Below are 15289 nucleotides of genomic sequence, written 5' to 3'. Positions count from 1 at the left end.
TTGTTTTGGGCGGTCGAAAAGCCGGCTGCCTCTGGGACTCTCGCTTAAATAACGTGCCGTTGGGGAAATCAATGCAAAGTGTTTCTGCATTTTTGGTATGGTGCAGCACATTTTCACAAGGACTGATCGTTACCCGCAGGAGGCGGCGTCGCTATTTTCCAACGAGATGCTGTAGAAATGCCTGAACCGATACCTATCAAAGATCACGAAAAAGAAAACCGCCTGGTCAACAAGCGCTTGCTGGCCTGTGCACTGCTGGTGGTAGGCATCACCTGTGCCCTGGTGGGGCGTATGTATTTTCTGCAAGTGGTGCAGTACGACTACCACTCCACGATCTCGGAAAACAATCGGGTTCACGTACTGCCGATCACGCCAACTCGCGGCTTGATCTATGACCGTAATGGTGTAGTCCTGGCCGACAACCGTCCGAGTTACAACCTGACCATCACCCGTGAACGCACCACCGATCTCAAGGGTGAGCTGGACGCGATCGTCAATCTGCTGCATCTGCCTGCCGAAGACCGAGCGATGTTCGATAAGGCGCTTAAGCAGGCTCGTCACCCGTTTGTTCCGGTCACGCTGTTCTATGAGTTGAACGAAGAACAGATCGCCGTTTTGGCCGTCAACGAGTTCCGTCTTCCAGGGGTGGACGTCGAGCCCCAATTCGTCCGCCACTACCCGCTGGGTGCGCACTTTGCCCACTCCATCGGCTACGTCGGCCGCATCAATGAGAAAGAATCCAAGACCCTTGATTCCGTGGAGTACCGCGGTACCCAATCCATCGGTAAAACCGGGATCGAGCGTTTTTACGAGGCCGAGCTGCACGGCCATGTCGGTTATGAAGAGGTCGAGACCAACGCCCAGGGGCGCGTACTACGCGTGCTCAAGCACACCGATCCGATCCCTGGCAAAAACATCGTCCTGAGCCTCGACGTCAAGCTTCAGGAAGCCGCGGAAGAAGCCCTTGGCGACCGGCGTGGTTCGGTCGTGGCTCTGGACCCGCAAACCGGTGAAGTACTGGCCATGGTCAGCAAACCGAGTTTCGACCCGAACCTGTTCGTCACCGGCATCAGCTTCAAGGAATACGCCGCGCTGCACGATTCCATTGATCGGCCGCTGTTCAACCGCGTGCTACGTGGGCTCTATGCGCCGGGTTCAACCATTAAGCCGGAAGTGGCTATCGCGGGTCTCGACAGTGGCGTTGTCACCCCGCAAACCCGGGTGTTTGACCCTGGCTATTACCAGTTGCCGGACTTTGACCACAAATACCGCAATTGGAACCACAGTGGCGACGGTTGGGTAGACATGGACGCCGCCATCATGCGTTCCAACGACACTTACTTCTACGACCTGGCCCACAAGCTAGGCATCGATCGCCTGCACGACTACCTCGCCGAGTTCGGCCTTGGTCAGAAGGTGTCCCTGGACATGTTCGAAGAGTCCGCAGGTCTGATGCCCTCTCAGGCCTGGAAGCGTGCGACCCGTCGCCAGCCCTGGTTCCCAGGCGAAACCGTGATCCTTGGCATCGGCCAGGGCTATATGCAAGTGACACCGCTGCAACTGGCCCAAGCCACTGCATTGATCGCCAATAAAGGCATTTGGAACCGTCCGCACCTGGCCAAGACCATCAACGGAGTGCCTCCGGTGGATGAGAACCCGATGCCCAACGTAGTCTTAAAAAACCCGCGTGATTGGGAGCAGGTCAACCATGGTATGCAATTGGTGATGCACGACCCACGCGGTATCGCCCGGGCGGCAGCGCAAGGCGCCCAATACCGCATCGCCGGCAAGAGCGGCACTGCCCAGGTAGTGGCGATCAAGCAGGGTGAGCGCTACAACCGCAACAAGACGCTGGAACGTCATCGCGATAACGCCTTGTTCGTCGGTTTTGCGCCGGCCGAACATCCGAAAATCGTGATTTCCGTCATGATTGAAAACGGTGAGGCCGGAGGCCGTGTGGCTGGGCCGGTTGTGCGGCAGATCATGGATGCCTGGTTGCTTGACCAGGAAGGTCATCTCAAGCCGCAGTATGCGACGCCAGCCAAAGCGCCAGGCGACCCACGCGTCTGACTCAGGCCTGCCACTCGTCCCAGCGCTCTAAGCCTTCATAGGCCAGCCATGGCACCTCATGGGCCATCCAGATATGCGAGGTGGGCCTGACGCCGGGATCATCGTCCAGCGTCGCCACCCGCACGATCACGTGGGGCTGATGCCCCCGTTCGGCAATCAGATGTGAGCCGCAGCGCGAGCAGAAGCGTCGGAGTTTCCCCGGCGAGGATTCAAAGGATGCCAAAAGCTCTTCACCGTGCGTCCAGCGAAAATGCTCGCGCATCACCCCGGCAGTGGCAACAAACGCAGCTGCGTGTGCTTTGCGACAGCTGTCGCAATGGCAGTGGCTGATGGGCATGTCCAGGCTGTCCACCTGATAGCGCACACCTTTGCACAAGCAACTTCCATTCAATGGGTCAGTCATAACCTATGGCCAGGTCAAGGAGGGGGTCATCATCATCGCGCACAACGCAAGGTTGCGCATTGGTCGATGTCGCCTACTGTTCAAAGAAGGAGGTGACTCATGCACGTATTAGATCGAATCGAACGCAAAGTCCTGCTCAATGCATCGCGTAAACAGGTTTGGGAGGCTCTCACGGATGCCGAGCAATTTGGCAGCTGGTTCGGTATCGCGCTCAAGGGCAAAACCTTTGTAGCCGGGCAAACTATCGAAGCGCCAATTACTTACCCAGGCTACGAACATGTAGTCTGGAAGGCCAGGATCGAACGCGTCCTGCCGCAAACTCTGTTCTCTTTCTGGTGGCACCCCTTCGCGGTAGAGGAGGGCGTCGACTACGACAACGAAACACCGACCCTGGTGGAGTTCACCATCGAGGATCGCGCCCCCGGCATCCTGCTGCGGGTTGTCGAATCCGGTTTCGACCAGGTTCCCGAGGCGCGGCGCCAGAAGGCGTTCAAGATGAACTCCCGTGGTTGGGATGAGCAGATGGGCAATATCGAAACCTATCTGAGCGAAACCCGACCAGTATGATGGTGGGCAAGGGGGCAGATCAGCCCCCCAACGTAATCACGTTCTAGAAATCAATCGACGCCGACAACTTCGCCACTCGCGGATCCCCCTGGCTCAGGAACCCGCCCTGGGCCGACTCCCAGTATTTCTCGTTGGCGACGTTCTCTACCGTGGCACCCAATGTCACCTCGCGTTTGTCCACGGCGAAGGTGTAGCGCGCACCCACGTCGAAGCGGTTCCAGGCCGGTAGGCTCAGGTTGTTGGCCGCGTCGGCGTACTGCCCGCCGGTGCGCAGCATACGCCCGCTGAGGCTTACGCCTTGCAGGCCGGGCACATCCCAATCCACCCCGGCGTTGAGCTGGAATGACGGTACGCCAATGGCACGGTTGCCGTCATTGGCGCCGTTGAGGGTGCCCTTGAGTTCGGTTTTCATCAGGGTCACCCCGCCCAGCAAGCGCAGGCCGCTGACCGGTTCGCCGAATACGTTGAGCTCGACGCCCTTGTTGATCTGCTGACCTTCCCGCACGTAGCGGGCGGTGGTGGCGTCGATGGCCTCGGCATAACCCGCGCCGGGCTGCTCGATACGATATACACCCAGGGTCGCGCCATAGGTGCCCATGTCCACTTTGACACCCGCTTCGATCTGCTTGGACCGGGCAGGCGCATAAGCTTGCCCGCCACCGATGACCGTCAGGTTGCCTGATTTGAGCGGCGACGTCGGGCCCTGAGCCAGGCCTTCAATGCGGTTGGCATACAGAGATACGTGCTCCCACGGTTTGAACACAATGCCGTAGACCGGTGTGGTGATCGATTCGTCATAGTTGGCGGTGCGGGTACCGCTCATGTAGTTGTAACTCTGCACCACCATCTGCTGGCGACGTGCACCAACGGTCACTAACAGGCGGTCATCGAAGAACCCCAAGGTGTCGGATACCGCGACGCTACGCACGAATGTCTTGTCGGTGATGGTCGGATCGCTGAAGTCGGTACCTGGGGTATTGCGTGGGCTGTTGAGGGCCGGCGGCGCGCCGGTCACGGGGTTGTAGATATTGGTCGGGGTTTTTGCGCTGGCGAATACATAGGCGTTGCGCGCCTCGGTCCAGATGCCTGCCAGGCCGAAGTTGAGCCGATGGCTCACCGGGCCGGTGTGGAACTTGCCATTGAGGCCACCCATGGCACTGGTATTGTTTTCTTCGTGGGCGATAGTCGAGCCGCTGGCGCTGGCATTGCCGAGATTATCGCTCAAGGTCACCGACGAGTAGCGCCCCATTTCACGGCTGTGCTTGGCACCGGTTGCCGCGTAGGCGGTCCAGTTTTCATTCAGGTCATATTCGGCGCGCAGCATCCCCAAGGTGTCTTCAAGGTTGGTACTGCTCCAGCTTGGCGCGTAGTTGGTGTCTGCCGACGGCGCATCCGGCACCTGGGTGATGGTGCCAAGGAACACCGAGTTACGCCCACCGTTGATACGCTGCTTCTGATACACAAAATCACCGGACAGCCGCAAAGCATCGCCGCGGTAATCAAGGCCGACGGCAAACAGCTTCGAACGCTGGTTTTCATCGTCAATGCCGGTATCGCCTTCGCGCTGGGACAGGTTGACCCGTGCGCCAAACCGGTTGTCTTCGCCGAAGCGCTGGCCAATGTCCAAGTGTTCGCCAACCCGACCATCGCTGCTGATATCAGTGCTGAAACGGCGCAGCGGAACATCATCGGCACGCTTGGGTTGCAGGTTCACACCGCCACCAATACCCGAACCGGTGGGCGTGACGCCATTGATGAAAGCATTGGGGCCCTTGAACACTTCCACTCGCTCCAGGGCATCGGTGGAGATGATCTGGCGGGGTAGGACGCCGTACAAACCGTTATAGGAAATGTCGTCACCATTCAACGGCAAGCCACGGATCATGAACGTCTGGGACTGGTTCGCATACCCCGAGGCCTGGCGCACGGAGGAGTCATTGAGCAACACGTCGCCGACGGTTTCCGCCTGCTGGTCGCGAATCAGCTTTTCGGTGTAGGAGGACATGCTGAAGGGCACATCCATGATGTCCTGGTTGCCCAGCACACCCAGTTGGCCGCCGCGTGCAACCTGGCCACCTGCAAACTCTGGTGGCAGAGCCGTGGGCGCAAGGGCTTGGACATTGATGTTGGTGGCGCCCAGTTCCAGCACGTTGTCTGAGGCCGCTGGGGCTGCCGCTTGTGCCGCAAGGCTCACGGAGCAGCAAAGGGCGAGCAGGGTCGGGCGAAATGGCGCAGCGAAAAGATTGCAGAGGGGCATGGTCGATCCAGGCGGCTAACTTATGAGGAAGGGGGCAGCGACGTTGCGCTTCCTCACTGCGCGGATACGACTCCGACGCAAATGATAGTGATTGTTATTAATGTCCTGCAACAAATTTATGCGATTGCGCTCTGCGTGCGCGTTAACCTGCCGCGTTTGTACAGATGCCGAGTAGAATCACGCCCTGAAAGCGATTCCTGAGGTGCGGTACGGTGGATTTACAGCAGGGTTTTGTCCTGACCCGGCATTGGCGCGATACCCCGTTAGGCACGGAGGTCAGTTTCTGGCTGGCCACCGACCACGGGCCTCGGTGTATTCGCCTACCCGTGCAAACCTCGGTGATGTTCATCCCCGAAGTCCATCGCAAGCCGCTCGATTGGCTGCTCAAGGGCGAGCGTGATCTGGAGTTGCGTGCGCTGCAACTGTGCGACTTCCACCATCGCCCGGTCCTGGGCCTCTATGCCCGCCAGCACCGCCAATTGATGGACATCGAAAAGCGCCTGCGCAGCGCCGGGGTCGATGTCTACGAAGGCGACGTGCGACCGCCCGAGCGTTACATGATGGAGCGTTTTATCACTGCCCCCGTATGGTTCGGCGGCACGCCCGACGCGAACGGCACCTTGCTCGACGCGCAGATGAAGCCCGCGCCCGACTACCGCCCGCGCTTGAAGTTGGTGTCCCTGGACATCGAAACCACCGCCCAGGGCGATCTGTATTCCATCGCGCTGGAAGGCTGCGGCGAGCGCCAGGTGTATATGCTCGGCCCGCCAAACAAAACCGATGCCGTGGACTTCAAGCTCGACTACTGCGACACCCGTGCGCAACTGCTCGAACGCCTCAACCAATGGCTGGCCACCTTTGATCCCGATGCGATCATCGGCTGGAATGTGGTGCAGTTCGACCTGCGCGTCCTGCATGAGCACGCCCAACGCTTGAACGTGCCGCTGTTGTTGGGGCGTGGCGGTGAAGCCATGACCTGGCGCGAGCACGGCAGCCGCAATCACTACTTCGCGGCAGCGGCGGGGCGCTTGATCATCGACGGGATCGAAGCGCTGCGCTCGGCGACCTGGAGCTTTGAATCCTTCAGCCTGGAAAACGTCGCACAAACCCTGCTCGGCGAAGGCAAGGACATTTCCACCCCGTACCAGCGCATGGACGAAATCAACCGCATGTTCGCCGAGGACAAGCCCGCCTTGGCGCGCTACAACCTCAAGGACTGTGAGCTGGTCACACGGATTTTTGAAAAGACCGAGTTACTCAAGTTCTTGCTGGAGCGTGCCAGCGTCACTGGCTTGCCGGCCGATCGTAACGGCGGTTCGGTCGCCGCCTTCACCCACTTGTACCTGCCGTTGATGCATCGCCAGGGTTTCGTCGCGCCGAACCTGGGCGACAAACCGCCCCAGGCCAGCCCTGGCGGGTTTGTCATGGACTCACGCCCGGGCCTCTACGAATCGGTGCTGGTGCTGGACTACAAAAGCCTTTACCCATCGATCATCCGCAGCTTCCTGATCGACCCGGTGGGCTTGATCGAAGGCCTCAAGCATCCCGACGACAGCGACTCGGTAGAGGGCTTTCGCGGCGCACGTTTCTCCCGCACCCGGCACTGCCTGCCGTCCATCGTCACTCGCGTATCCGAAGGTCGTGAAGAGGCCAAGCGCGAGCACAACGCACCGCTGTCCCAGGCCCTGAAAATCATCATGAATGCCTTCTACGGCGTGCTCGGCTCCAGTGGCTGTCGGTTTTTCGATACGCGGTTGGCGTCGTCGATCACCCTGCGGGGGCACCAGATCATGCGCCAGACCCGCGAGCTGGTGGAGGCCCAGGGTTATGAAGTGATCTACGGCGACACCGACTCCACCTTCGTCTGGCTCGGCAGCGCCCATTCTCCGCAGGATGCCAATCGCATCGGCCTGGCGCTGGTGCAGCACGTCAATGATTGGTGGCGCGCCCACCTGAGCACCGAGTACGGCCTGCAAAGTGCTTTGGAGCTGCAATACGAAACCCACTTCAGCCGCTTCCTGATGCCGACCATCCGTGGCGCGGAGGAGGGCAGCAAGAAGCGCTACGCCGGTTTGGTGGTGCGCGACGATGGCAGCGAAGAGATGGTCTACAAAGGCCTGGAAACCGTGCGCAGCGATTGGTCGCCTCTGGCCCGGCAATTTCAGCAGGAACTCTACCGGCGCATCTTCCATCGCCAGCCCCATCAGGACTACATACGCGACTACGTGCGCCGTACCCTGAGCGGCGAATTCGACGAGTTGCTGATCTACCGCAAGCGCCTGCGCCGGCCCTTGCACGACTACGAACGCAACGTCCCGCCCCATGTGCGCGCGGCACGCCTGGCAGACGAGTACAACGACCGCCTGGGGCGCCCGCGCCAGTACCAGCGCGGTGGCTGGATCAGCTACGTGATCAGCGTCAACGGCCCCGAACCCTTGGAAGTGCGGCAAGCGCCCATCGACTACGACCACTATGTGACCCGGCAATTGCAGCCCGTTGCCGACGCGATCCTGCCGTTTGTGAATGATGACTTCGGTACCCTGGTGGGCGGGCAGATGGGGCTATTCTAGGCATTGGACCACACTGTCCCTATCGCCCATAGCTCAGGAGGCAACGCCCATGTACACACTTTATGGCACCGACGAATCCGGTTCCTGCATGATCGAAATCGCCCTGCAGCGCTGCGCCGTGCCGTGGCATCGCGTGGACGCCAGCTCCTGGCAGGACGGCGAGGGCAGCGACGCTCTTGCACGTATCAATCCACTCAAGCAAATCCCCACCCTGGTCACCCCCAATGGCCAGGTGCTGACCGAAAGCGCCGCTATCCTGATCCACCTGGGCCTGGAGTACCCCAAGTCCGAGTTGCTGGCCGGCGATCGTGCGCAGATCCTGCGCGGGCTGCTGTACATCGCCGCCAACTGTTATTCGGCGATCGGCATCATCGACTACCCGCAACGCTGGTTGGGTAATGCTGATGAGGTGCAGCAAGCGCAACTGGTCAGCGGCACACGGCGCTACCTGCACCAGGCCTGGGTCGTGTTTGCCGATCAGTTTGCCGACCAGCTGTTTACCCCTGGCAATGTGCCGAATGCACTGGGCATCATGGCGGCGGCGGTGTCGCGCTGGGATGACGCGCGCGAGGTGCTCGGCAACCTGGCGCCGGGCTTTGCGCAGAGCCTGGAGCGGGTAGACGCCGACCCTGTTGTGGCCCCGGTTTTTGCCCGGCATTGGCCGCAGTGGAAGGTCTCGTAACCGGAAGAAACAATGCTCCGGCCACTGTCCAAGTCCTTGCGTCGCGGGCGTCCTGACCTACTCTTCTCAAAGTGATGTAGGAATCATCCTTGAATTTGACTGTCGCAGACATGAAACTCAAGAACCCTGCATGGAATTCAAAGGAGGTGCGCATGCTCATCCGGTCGCTGACCCTGGCTACCTTGATGGCTTTTACGGGGCCGTTGTTGGCCGCTGATGATATCAACCCGCTCAAGCAGGACTTGGGCAAGGCTCGGCCGTTGGTGGTGGTGGAGCTCGATTCCGGCAACGACACTCTGGCGACCCTCAAGAAACAATTGGATGAGCCTGCCACCAAGCAGTCCTTTGAAGAGCGCAGCATGGTGTTCTACACCGTGAAGTTCGGTAGCATCGGTGCTGAAGGCGAAAAGTTCGCCAAGGACCCCAAGGACAACAAGAAGCTCACGCCACCGGAAACCAACGCGCTGATCCGTGCCCTCAAGCTCGGCGCCGGCAGCGGTACCAAGGTGATTCTGATCGGCAAGGATGGCGAGAAGAAACTGGAGAAGACCGTACCGCCGGATACCCTCGACCTGAAGGAATTTTTCAGCGCCATTGACCAGATGCCGATGGCCGAGAAAGAAGCGGCTGCTCCGGTTGTGCCAGAACCTGCGCCTGCGCCTGGCAAGAACGCTACCAAAGCGGGTAAGGCAACCAAGCCGGCTGCGCCTCAACAGCTGGATGACTGAGTCCGTGCAGGAGCTGGCTTACCAGCTCCTGCGCAGGCCGTTGCAGTGGTGGCTCCAGTTCACTGTTTCCACGGCTTGAACCACCCAGCCAACCCTCCCAATACCAGGGCCGCCGTCACGGTACTCAAGCCCAGTTGCCAGCCATCGTTTTGCAGCGGGTGCAATATCACGGCTGCAAAACCCAGTAAAACCGCACTCAGCCCCCATTGCAGCGGCCAGCCCAGTTGCCCAAGCAATTGCTGGCGTTGCATCAGCAGCAGGTTAGTGACGATAACCCCGCCCAACGCCGCCAGGGCGATACCCGGCAAACCCAGAAAGTACGGCAGCAGTACCAACAGCAAAGCGTTGACCCCACTGCCCAGCAATTCGCAGCGCAAGGGCAGGCGCGTGTCGCCGCTGGCATAGGCATAGCGGGCGAGCATGGCGTTCCAGGCGCCGAACACCAGTGGCGTCGCGAACCAGGCCAGCAGGGCGGGCAGTGGGCTGTCGGCGCTTTGGGCGGGCATCAGCAGATGAATCAGCACCGGGCTGGCGCCGATCAGGCCGAGGGCGGCCGGCAGGCTGAGCAGGGTCGCAGCGTCCAGGCCTCGGCGCAGCAGGGCCAGGCGCTGCTGGCCTTGTTCGCCGCTCATCATGCCCAGCAGTACCTGGTTGAGGCTCATCAGGGCGATCAAGGGCAGATTGATCAGTTTGCGTGCAAGGTTGACCCACGTGACGGCACCTTCTCCCAGGTAACTGGCGATCAAGCGTTCGAGCAGCGCCAAACCCTGGCTGGCGACATTGCTGGCCAACAATGGTCCGATGCGCCCCAACAGTTCGCGGCCCGCCAGCTTGTCGCCAGTGACTTGCCACGGCCGCCAGCCGAAAGACCAGACCGGCGCCAGCAGCGGCAGGCACATCAATACACTGCCGGCAAAAAAACTCATGGCCAGTTCGCCGCTGTCGCTTGCGCTGCCACGGATAAACAGGTACAGCACCGGCGGCAGGTTGAACAGCAAAGAGCCCAGCCCCGGCAGCACAAAACGCTGGCGTGCCTGCAAGGGAATACTGAACAACCCATGCATCACCAGGCCCGGCGCACAGGCCGCCAGCCAGCGCAAGTTAGCGGCGGCTTCGGCATGGGCCTCGGCGTCCAGGCCGGGGCCGATCAGGCGCACCCACAGCGGCGCGCCCAGCGCCAATATGGCAAACAGGGCCAGGCCTACTCCCAGCAGGCGTGGAGAAAGGCTGGCCAGCCAGGCTTGCTGGCGTTGTGGGTCGCGTTGTTGATAGAGGGGCAGGGCAGCCGCCGCAAGCAAGCCGGCGGCCAGGGTCATGCGCAACGCTTCGGGCAAAAACACCGCCACCAGAAACCCGTCGCTGCGACTGCCCGCGCCCCAGGCCGCCACCAGCAGCCATTCGCGGGCAAAACCGGCGACCAGCCCGGCGAGGGTCGCGACGGTCAGCCAGAGCGTGCTGCCGAACATCAGTGGAACAGGGTGAACAGGCCCTTGCCACCCACCTTATAGTTCAGATCATGGCAACGTTCGCCCATGATTTTGGCCCCGGAACCGCCAATGATTTTGTAGGGGGCCACAGCCTTGGCCACCACGGTATTGGCGCTGATCACCGAACCATGACCCAGGTGCGTGCCGTAGCCGATCAACGCCCGGCTGCCGATCCACACATAGTCGTCGATGTAGATCGGCCCGGAAATCGACCAGAACTCCGGTGCCTGCAAATCATGACTGCCGGCGATGATCAGCACGTGGGAGGCAATCGCCACGTGGTTGCCGATCACCAGCCCGGCGCGGGCGTCTACCTGGCAATGCCAACCGATCACCGTATCGTCACCGACTCTCAAATTGTGGATGCCCAACACTTCGGTGTTACGCCACAAGCTTGTGCCCTTGCCGATCTTCGCGCCGCCCAGGCGCAGCCAGGCAATGCGCACATGGTGGCTGGGGATCTTGTTGATCAAAATGTTGTAGGCCATGTCCCAGGCGTTGCGCCAGCGATCCTTGATCGTTGCCCAGTTTTTACCATAGCGCGGCAACAGCTTGCCCGGCAGGTCCTGTTTCATACGGCGGAACAAAAGGCGGGCCACCGGGTGCTCAAGGGCGGGTTCCAGGTCGATGGAGTTTATCCAGAAGCGCTTGTTGTCGCCTTCGCCCTCTTCAAACACCACATCGTTGGCCAGGCACCAGTCCAGCGCCTCTTCCAGGTCCGGCAGGCTCACGCCCAGTTCAGCGGCCAGTGTGGGGAGGCGATCGCGCAAATCGGTGGAGTGAATCATCCGGTGTTTCATGGTTGGTTATCCTTTGGCGCAATAGCAGCAACAGGGGCGGTAATGGAGGGGCGCAGACGCACCTGTTGCAGGCTCATGCCCATCAACAGCCAGAACAGCGCGATCAGTACAAAGGTGAAGCTGAAATAGTGGTCGAAAATCCCCGTCAACAGCGCTGCCATCACGCCGCATATGCACCCCAGCCACAGGGCGTTGTCGGCGGTGACCTTGCGCACCTGGCCCAGGGGCCGCACTTCACGCCACCACAACACCGTGACGGTGATAAACAACAGCATCCCCGGAATGCCGACCTTGTAGATGAAGTTCAGCCACAGGTTGGAGATGCCCAACAGGTTGGTGCCGGGTACGGGTGGGTCGATCTTGAAGCCGATCCCCAGGGGGTATGTCGACATGGCCTCGGGAAATCTTGCGTACTCGTCGAAGCGGATTTCGGTACTGGCATTGGTGGACGAGAAGATAGTCAGCAAGCGCTCCTGCAACGGCGGATAGAACATCACCAGCGCAACCCCAAACGCCACGCCGATACCGATGATGCGCCCGCTGTTAGGTACGCGCTTATAGGTCAGCCAGATCAGCACCAGCGCCAGGGCCACGATGGCGCCACGGGAAATACTCAGCAGCAGGCCGGCGCAACCCAGCACAGCCACCGCCAGGCCCAGCGCCCGGCGCCAGCCGCTGCGGGTCCAGCCGTAGAACAGCGCCAGGGGGATAAACAGCACCAGCACGCCACCCGTCAGGTTGGGGTGCACCCAGGGCGAGGCCATGCGCGTGTAGTTGGCGGAAAAAATATCCTTCACCGCTTCCGGGTGGGCGTACTTGAGGTCGGTGAGCACCTCGATCATCGACATGGCGTTGCGCGTTTTCAAAAACATGAAAATCGACAGCAACAGCATCGCCAGGTTGCCCAGCAGCAGGGCGGCCACCACCTTGTCGCGGTCGGCGTCGGTGCGCAGCAGCAACGGCACGATAAACAGCAACGACAGGTTCATCAGCCAGCGTACCCAGTTCACCGGCCCGTTGCCTTCGGCATGGATGATGACCATGCCCCAGATAAACGGAATAGTGCTGAACAGCATCAACCACATCAGCGCGCGCTCGGTCGGACGCCACAGGATCAAGCCGCGGGTCTTGCCGATAAACGATTGCCAGAACACCCCGACCCAGGTCAGCCCCAACACGGCTTCGCTGATGGTGGTGCGGATCCCCAGTTCCAACGTGGTGTAGGGAATGCTGGTGGCCAACACCGCGAAAATCAGCAAGCCCCACAGGGGAAAGCGGATCAGGGTCAAGGCCACACCCGCGCCGGCCACGACCAGCAAGGCCTTGATCGGCGACAGGGCCAACAGCAAAATGCCGAAGACCAGGCCCAGGAGCAGACTGATGAGTTTTCCTGGCAGCATTAGCGGTCCAATTCCTTGAGCAAAGTATCCAGGCGCGAGCGATAGGCCGGTTCGGCAAATTGCCGGGCCCAGGCGCGCTGCGTTTCGGCGTCTGCCGTGTCGCCCGCGGTTGCCAGTTGCTGCATGACGTTCTGCAATTGCCTGGCATCGTGTGGGTCGAAGCGCGGGGCGCCGGGCGGCGCGACTTCATCCAGGGCGGAACCGCGTGCCACCGCCACCGGCGTGCCGACACTCAAGGCTTCCACCACCGGCAGGCCAAAGCCTTCGGCATAAGACGGCTGCCATAGGCAGTCGGTATGACGGTAGAGGGCTTGCAGTTGGCCGTCGGATAAACCGCTGCACCAATGCAGGCCCGGCAGTTCGCCAAGGGCGGACGGTACATCGCTGGCATGGCCCACCAGCACCAGGTCCGGCACCTCAGGGGTCGCCGCACGGCAGGCCTGCCATTGGCGCAGGAAAAATGCCATGTTCTTGCGCGGCTCCCGTGTGCCCACCACCAGCCAGTAACGCGCCGGCAGGTTGTCTGGCAGCGGCTCTGGCGCTGCATTCAATTCGGGCACCAGGTTGCTCAACACCCGGAACTTGGCCCGGGCCCAGGGGAATACGCGGGCGGCTTCGCTGCAGGAAAACTGCGAAGGGCACCACACCCGGTCAGCCTGCCACACCGACCAGGCAATCGAGGCGCCGTCGATCAAGCGATAGGCCAGGGCCTTGAGCCTGGAGCGATGGAAGTTACGCTGAGTCAGCTGAAACAGGTCATGCAGCACCAGGACATAACGGGTGCCGGCGGGTTTGCGGCACAGCGGCAAGCCCATATTGGCCGTGGCGATGTGCAGGTCGATCTGTTGCTCGTGCAAGGCTCTGGGCAAAAATTTTCGCTCGAACCGCAAGCGTACCTGCGGCCGTTGCAGGCCATCCAGCGGGCTGGCCCACGGTGGGCAAATGGCGTTCTGGCGTTGCGGGTGGTCCAGGGGCGCCTCAGTGAACAGCACCACCTCGGTGTTGCCCCGCGCGCGCAGGGCATCTTCCAGCGCCAGGACCTGGCGGGCGATGCCCGACGAGGGCGCAACCGTGGCGGGGCGATAGTCCAGGGCTACGCGCATGGCTGAGACTCCTTAGAGGCGATCAAGGTGCGGTAGATGTGCTCCAGTTCGTCACCGGCCACCGCCCAGTCGTGGTAATGCCGCGCATAATCGCGTGCCGCATCGGCCAGTTGCCGGGCCAGCAGCGGCTGATCCAGCAGACGCACGATGGCATCGGCCAGGGCCTCGGCGCTTTCGCCCGCGAGGTAATGCGCCTGGGGTTGCACCGCCAAACCGGAAACACCCTGGGCCGTGCTGACCAGCGGCAAGCCGGCGGCCATTGCCTCCAGCACCTTGAGCTTGGAGCCGCCGCCATGGCGCAACGCGGCGACAAAACCGGCGCAGCGCCGTTGCAGGGCGCACAGATCAGGAACAAACCCCAGCCACTCGACACGTTCATCCGGCCAACGGTCGCGCCAGTGTTCGGGCAAGCCGTAACCGGCCACTGCCAGGCGCGCGTTCGGACACTGCAGCCAGACCCGGGGGAATATCTCCTCAAGCAACCACTGCACAGCGTCCAGGTTCGGTGCGTATTCGTAATTGCCGACAAACAACAAACGCTGGCTCTGCGCATCGGCACTGACCTGGGCGAAGGCACGGCTGTCGACGCCATTGACTACCACGCTTACCGGCGTTGCAGTCAACGGCCGCATGGCCTGGGCGTCCGCGTCGGTCACCGCGATCACATGGGCGGCGGCATCGAACGCCTTGCGCTCCCATTGCCGGCAGCGCCATTGGTCGTACTGCACGAACGGCGCAGCCCACTTGGGAAAACGGTCATAAGTGGCGCCGCCCAGGCTTGATTCCAGGTTGTGCTCGGTCAGCACAAACTCGCGCTGGCGCTGCTGCAAGGTGCGCAGAAACGGTTGCAGGCTGTAGCTGTGTTCCACTTGAATCACGTCCCAGCGCTCGTTCAACAGTTGCGCAAATTGGGCTTGCAACGGTGCCGACAGGCCGTTGACCGTGGTCAACAGCGGCCATGGTGCGAATACACCCGCGAGCAGGGTCATCGGGTGTTTCAGCGGCCGGCGCGGCACCACGATCAGGCGTTCGAGCAACGGTTCAAGGGCTGCGTGCACCGCGTCATCGGCCGGTGTCTTCGATTGCGCCAGCAGCGTGATGCGATGCCCGCGCTCACTCAAGGTGCGCAGCAAATGATACTGCCGGGTCTTCCCGCCGCTGGTGGTCGGCCACGGCAGGTAGGGCACAATCCATAGGATTCTCATGTACAGCTCTCCATGCC

12 protein-coding genes are annotated in these 15289 nt (G+C 61.3%); 5 read left to right on the top strand and 7 right to left on the bottom strand.

The window, feature by feature from the left end; all coding sequences use genetic code 11:
* The first annotated feature begins 177 nt into the window (after positions 1-177).
* Positions 178-2070, top strand: a complete 1893-nt coding sequence (gene mrdA, locus FW800_RS24915) for a penicillin-binding protein 2 (protein WP_148854489.1) — start codon at positions 178-180, stop codon at positions 2068-2070.
* A 1-nt stretch (position 2071) separates the two neighbouring features.
* Here the strand turns inward: mrdA and FW800_RS24910 are convergent, their stop codons facing one another.
* Complete coding sequence (locus FW800_RS24910) at positions 2072-2473, bottom strand: GFA family protein (RefSeq protein WP_103735413.1); 402 nt, start codon at positions 2471-2473, stop codon at positions 2072-2074.
* A 99-nt stretch (positions 2474-2572) separates the two neighbouring features.
* On the opposite strand from FW800_RS24910, the gene FW800_RS24905 reads away from it, so the two are divergent.
* Positions 2573-3040: an SRPBCC family protein gene (locus tag FW800_RS24905; RefSeq protein WP_003190189.1), complete on the top strand. Its 468-nt coding sequence runs from the start codon at positions 2573-2575 to the stop codon at positions 3038-3040.
* Positions 3041-3083: 43 nt separating this feature from the next.
* Here FW800_RS24905 and FW800_RS24900 read toward each other — a convergent pair whose 3' ends face one another.
* Positions 3084-5297, bottom strand: coding sequence for a TonB-dependent receptor (locus FW800_RS24900; RefSeq protein ID WP_446438669.1), 2214 nt, complete (start codon positions 5295-5297; stop codon positions 3084-3086).
* Positions 5298-5509: 212 nt separating this feature from the next.
* Between FW800_RS24900 and FW800_RS24895 the strand changes: the two genes are divergently transcribed.
* The 3 genes from FW800_RS24895 to FW800_RS24885 all read left to right on the top strand — a co-directional run bounded on the left by FW800_RS24895 (position 5510) and on the right by FW800_RS24885 (position 9277).
* Complete coding sequence (locus tag FW800_RS24895; RefSeq protein ID WP_446438668.1) at positions 5510-7867, top strand: DNA polymerase II; 2358 nt, start codon at positions 5510-5512, stop codon at positions 7865-7867.
* A 49-nt stretch (positions 7868-7916) separates the two neighbouring features.
* Positions 7917-8549: a glutathione S-transferase family protein gene (locus FW800_RS24890; protein WP_032876914.1), complete on the top strand. Its 633-nt coding sequence runs from the start codon at positions 7917-7919 to the stop codon at positions 8547-8549.
* 152 nt (positions 8550-8701) lie between these two features.
* The gene (locus tag FW800_RS24885) at positions 8702-9277 is read left to right on the top strand and encodes a DUF4174 domain-containing protein (RefSeq protein WP_446438667.1); all 576 of its coding nucleotides are present in this window, start codon (positions 8702-8704) and stop codon (positions 9275-9277) included.
* Between the two features lie 59 nt (positions 9278-9336).
* Here FW800_RS24885 and FW800_RS24880 read toward each other — a convergent pair whose 3' ends face one another.
* From FW800_RS24880 to FW800_RS24860, 5 genes are read right to left on the bottom strand one after another with little or no spacing between them, the layout of a single operon-like run.
* On the bottom strand, positions 9337-10743 hold the full coding sequence (locus FW800_RS24880) for a lipid II flippase MurJ (protein WP_446438666.1): 1407 nt from the start codon (positions 10741-10743) through the stop codon (positions 9337-9339).
* Positions 10743-11564: an acyltransferase gene (locus tag FW800_RS24875; RefSeq protein WP_005786788.1), complete on the bottom strand. Its 822-nt coding sequence runs from the start codon at positions 11562-11564 to the stop codon at positions 10743-10745. The genes FW800_RS24880 and FW800_RS24875 overlap by 1 nt, the downstream gene beginning before the upstream one ends.
* Positions 11561-12964: an O-antigen ligase family protein gene (locus tag FW800_RS24870; protein ID WP_446438665.1), complete on the bottom strand. Its 1404-nt coding sequence runs from the start codon at positions 12962-12964 to the stop codon at positions 11561-11563. The genes FW800_RS24875 and FW800_RS24870 overlap by 4 nt, the downstream gene beginning before the upstream one ends.
* On the bottom strand, positions 12964-14067 hold the full coding sequence (locus FW800_RS24865; RefSeq protein ID WP_446438664.1) for a glycosyltransferase family 4 protein: 1104 nt from the start codon (positions 14065-14067) through the stop codon (positions 12964-12966). Before FW800_RS24865 ends, FW800_RS24870 begins: the two co-directional genes overlap by 1 nt.
* A complete protein-coding gene (locus tag FW800_RS24860) occupies positions 14058-15272 on the bottom strand; it encodes a glycosyltransferase family 4 protein (RefSeq protein WP_216091006.1) in 1215 nt (404 codons plus the stop codon). Before FW800_RS24860 ends, FW800_RS24865 begins: the two co-directional genes overlap by 10 nt.
* Positions 15273-15289 lie beyond the last annotated feature (17 nt).

It is taken from the genome of Pseudomonas sp. 910_23, from assembly GCF_052850795.1.
The sequence above is the reverse complement of the archived record's forward strand: the minus strand, read 5'-3'. Positions and strand labels throughout refer to the sequence as shown.

What these genes read in the sequence shown, in the direction of transcription:
- FW800_RS24875 (WP_005786788.1), bottom strand. Translation starts at nt 11,564, where the DNA reads ATGAAACACCGGATGATTCACTCCACCGATTTGCGCGATCGCCTCCCC.
- FW800_RS24885 (WP_446438667.1), top strand. Translation starts at nt 8,702, where the DNA reads ATGCTCATCCGGTCGCTGACCCTGGCTACCTTGATGGCTTTTACGGGG.
- mrdA (WP_148854489.1), top strand. Translation starts at nt 178, where the DNA reads ATGCCTGAACCGATACCTATCAAAGATCACGAAAAAGAAAACCGCCTG.
- FW800_RS24860 (WP_216091006.1), bottom strand. Translation starts at nt 15,272, where the DNA reads ATGAGAATCCTATGGATTGTGCCCTACCTGCCGTGGCCGACCACCAGC.
- FW800_RS24865 (WP_446438664.1), bottom strand. Translation starts at nt 14,067, where the DNA reads ATGCGCGTAGCCCTGGACTATCGCCCCGCCACGGTTGCGCCCTCGTCG.
- FW800_RS24890 (WP_032876914.1), top strand. Translation starts at nt 7,917, where the DNA reads ATGTACACACTTTATGGCACCGACGAATCCGGTTCCTGCATGATCGAA.
- FW800_RS24905 (WP_003190189.1), top strand. Translation starts at nt 2,573, where the DNA reads ATGCACGTATTAGATCGAATCGAACGCAAAGTCCTGCTCAATGCATCG.
- FW800_RS24910 (WP_103735413.1), bottom strand. Translation starts at nt 2,473, where the DNA reads ATGACTGACCCATTGAATGGAAGTTGCTTGTGCAAAGGTGTGCGCTAT.
- FW800_RS24880 (WP_446438666.1), bottom strand. Translation starts at nt 10,743, where the DNA reads ATGTTCGGCAGCACGCTCTGGCTGACCGTCGCGACCCTCGCCGGGCTG.
- FW800_RS24870 (WP_446438665.1), bottom strand. Translation starts at nt 12,964, where the DNA reads ATGCTGCCAGGAAAACTCATCAGTCTGCTCCTGGGCCTGGTCTTCGGC.
- FW800_RS24900 (WP_446438669.1), bottom strand. Translation starts at nt 5,297, where the DNA reads ATGCCCCTCTGCAATCTTTTCGCTGCGCCATTTCGCCCGACCCTGCTC.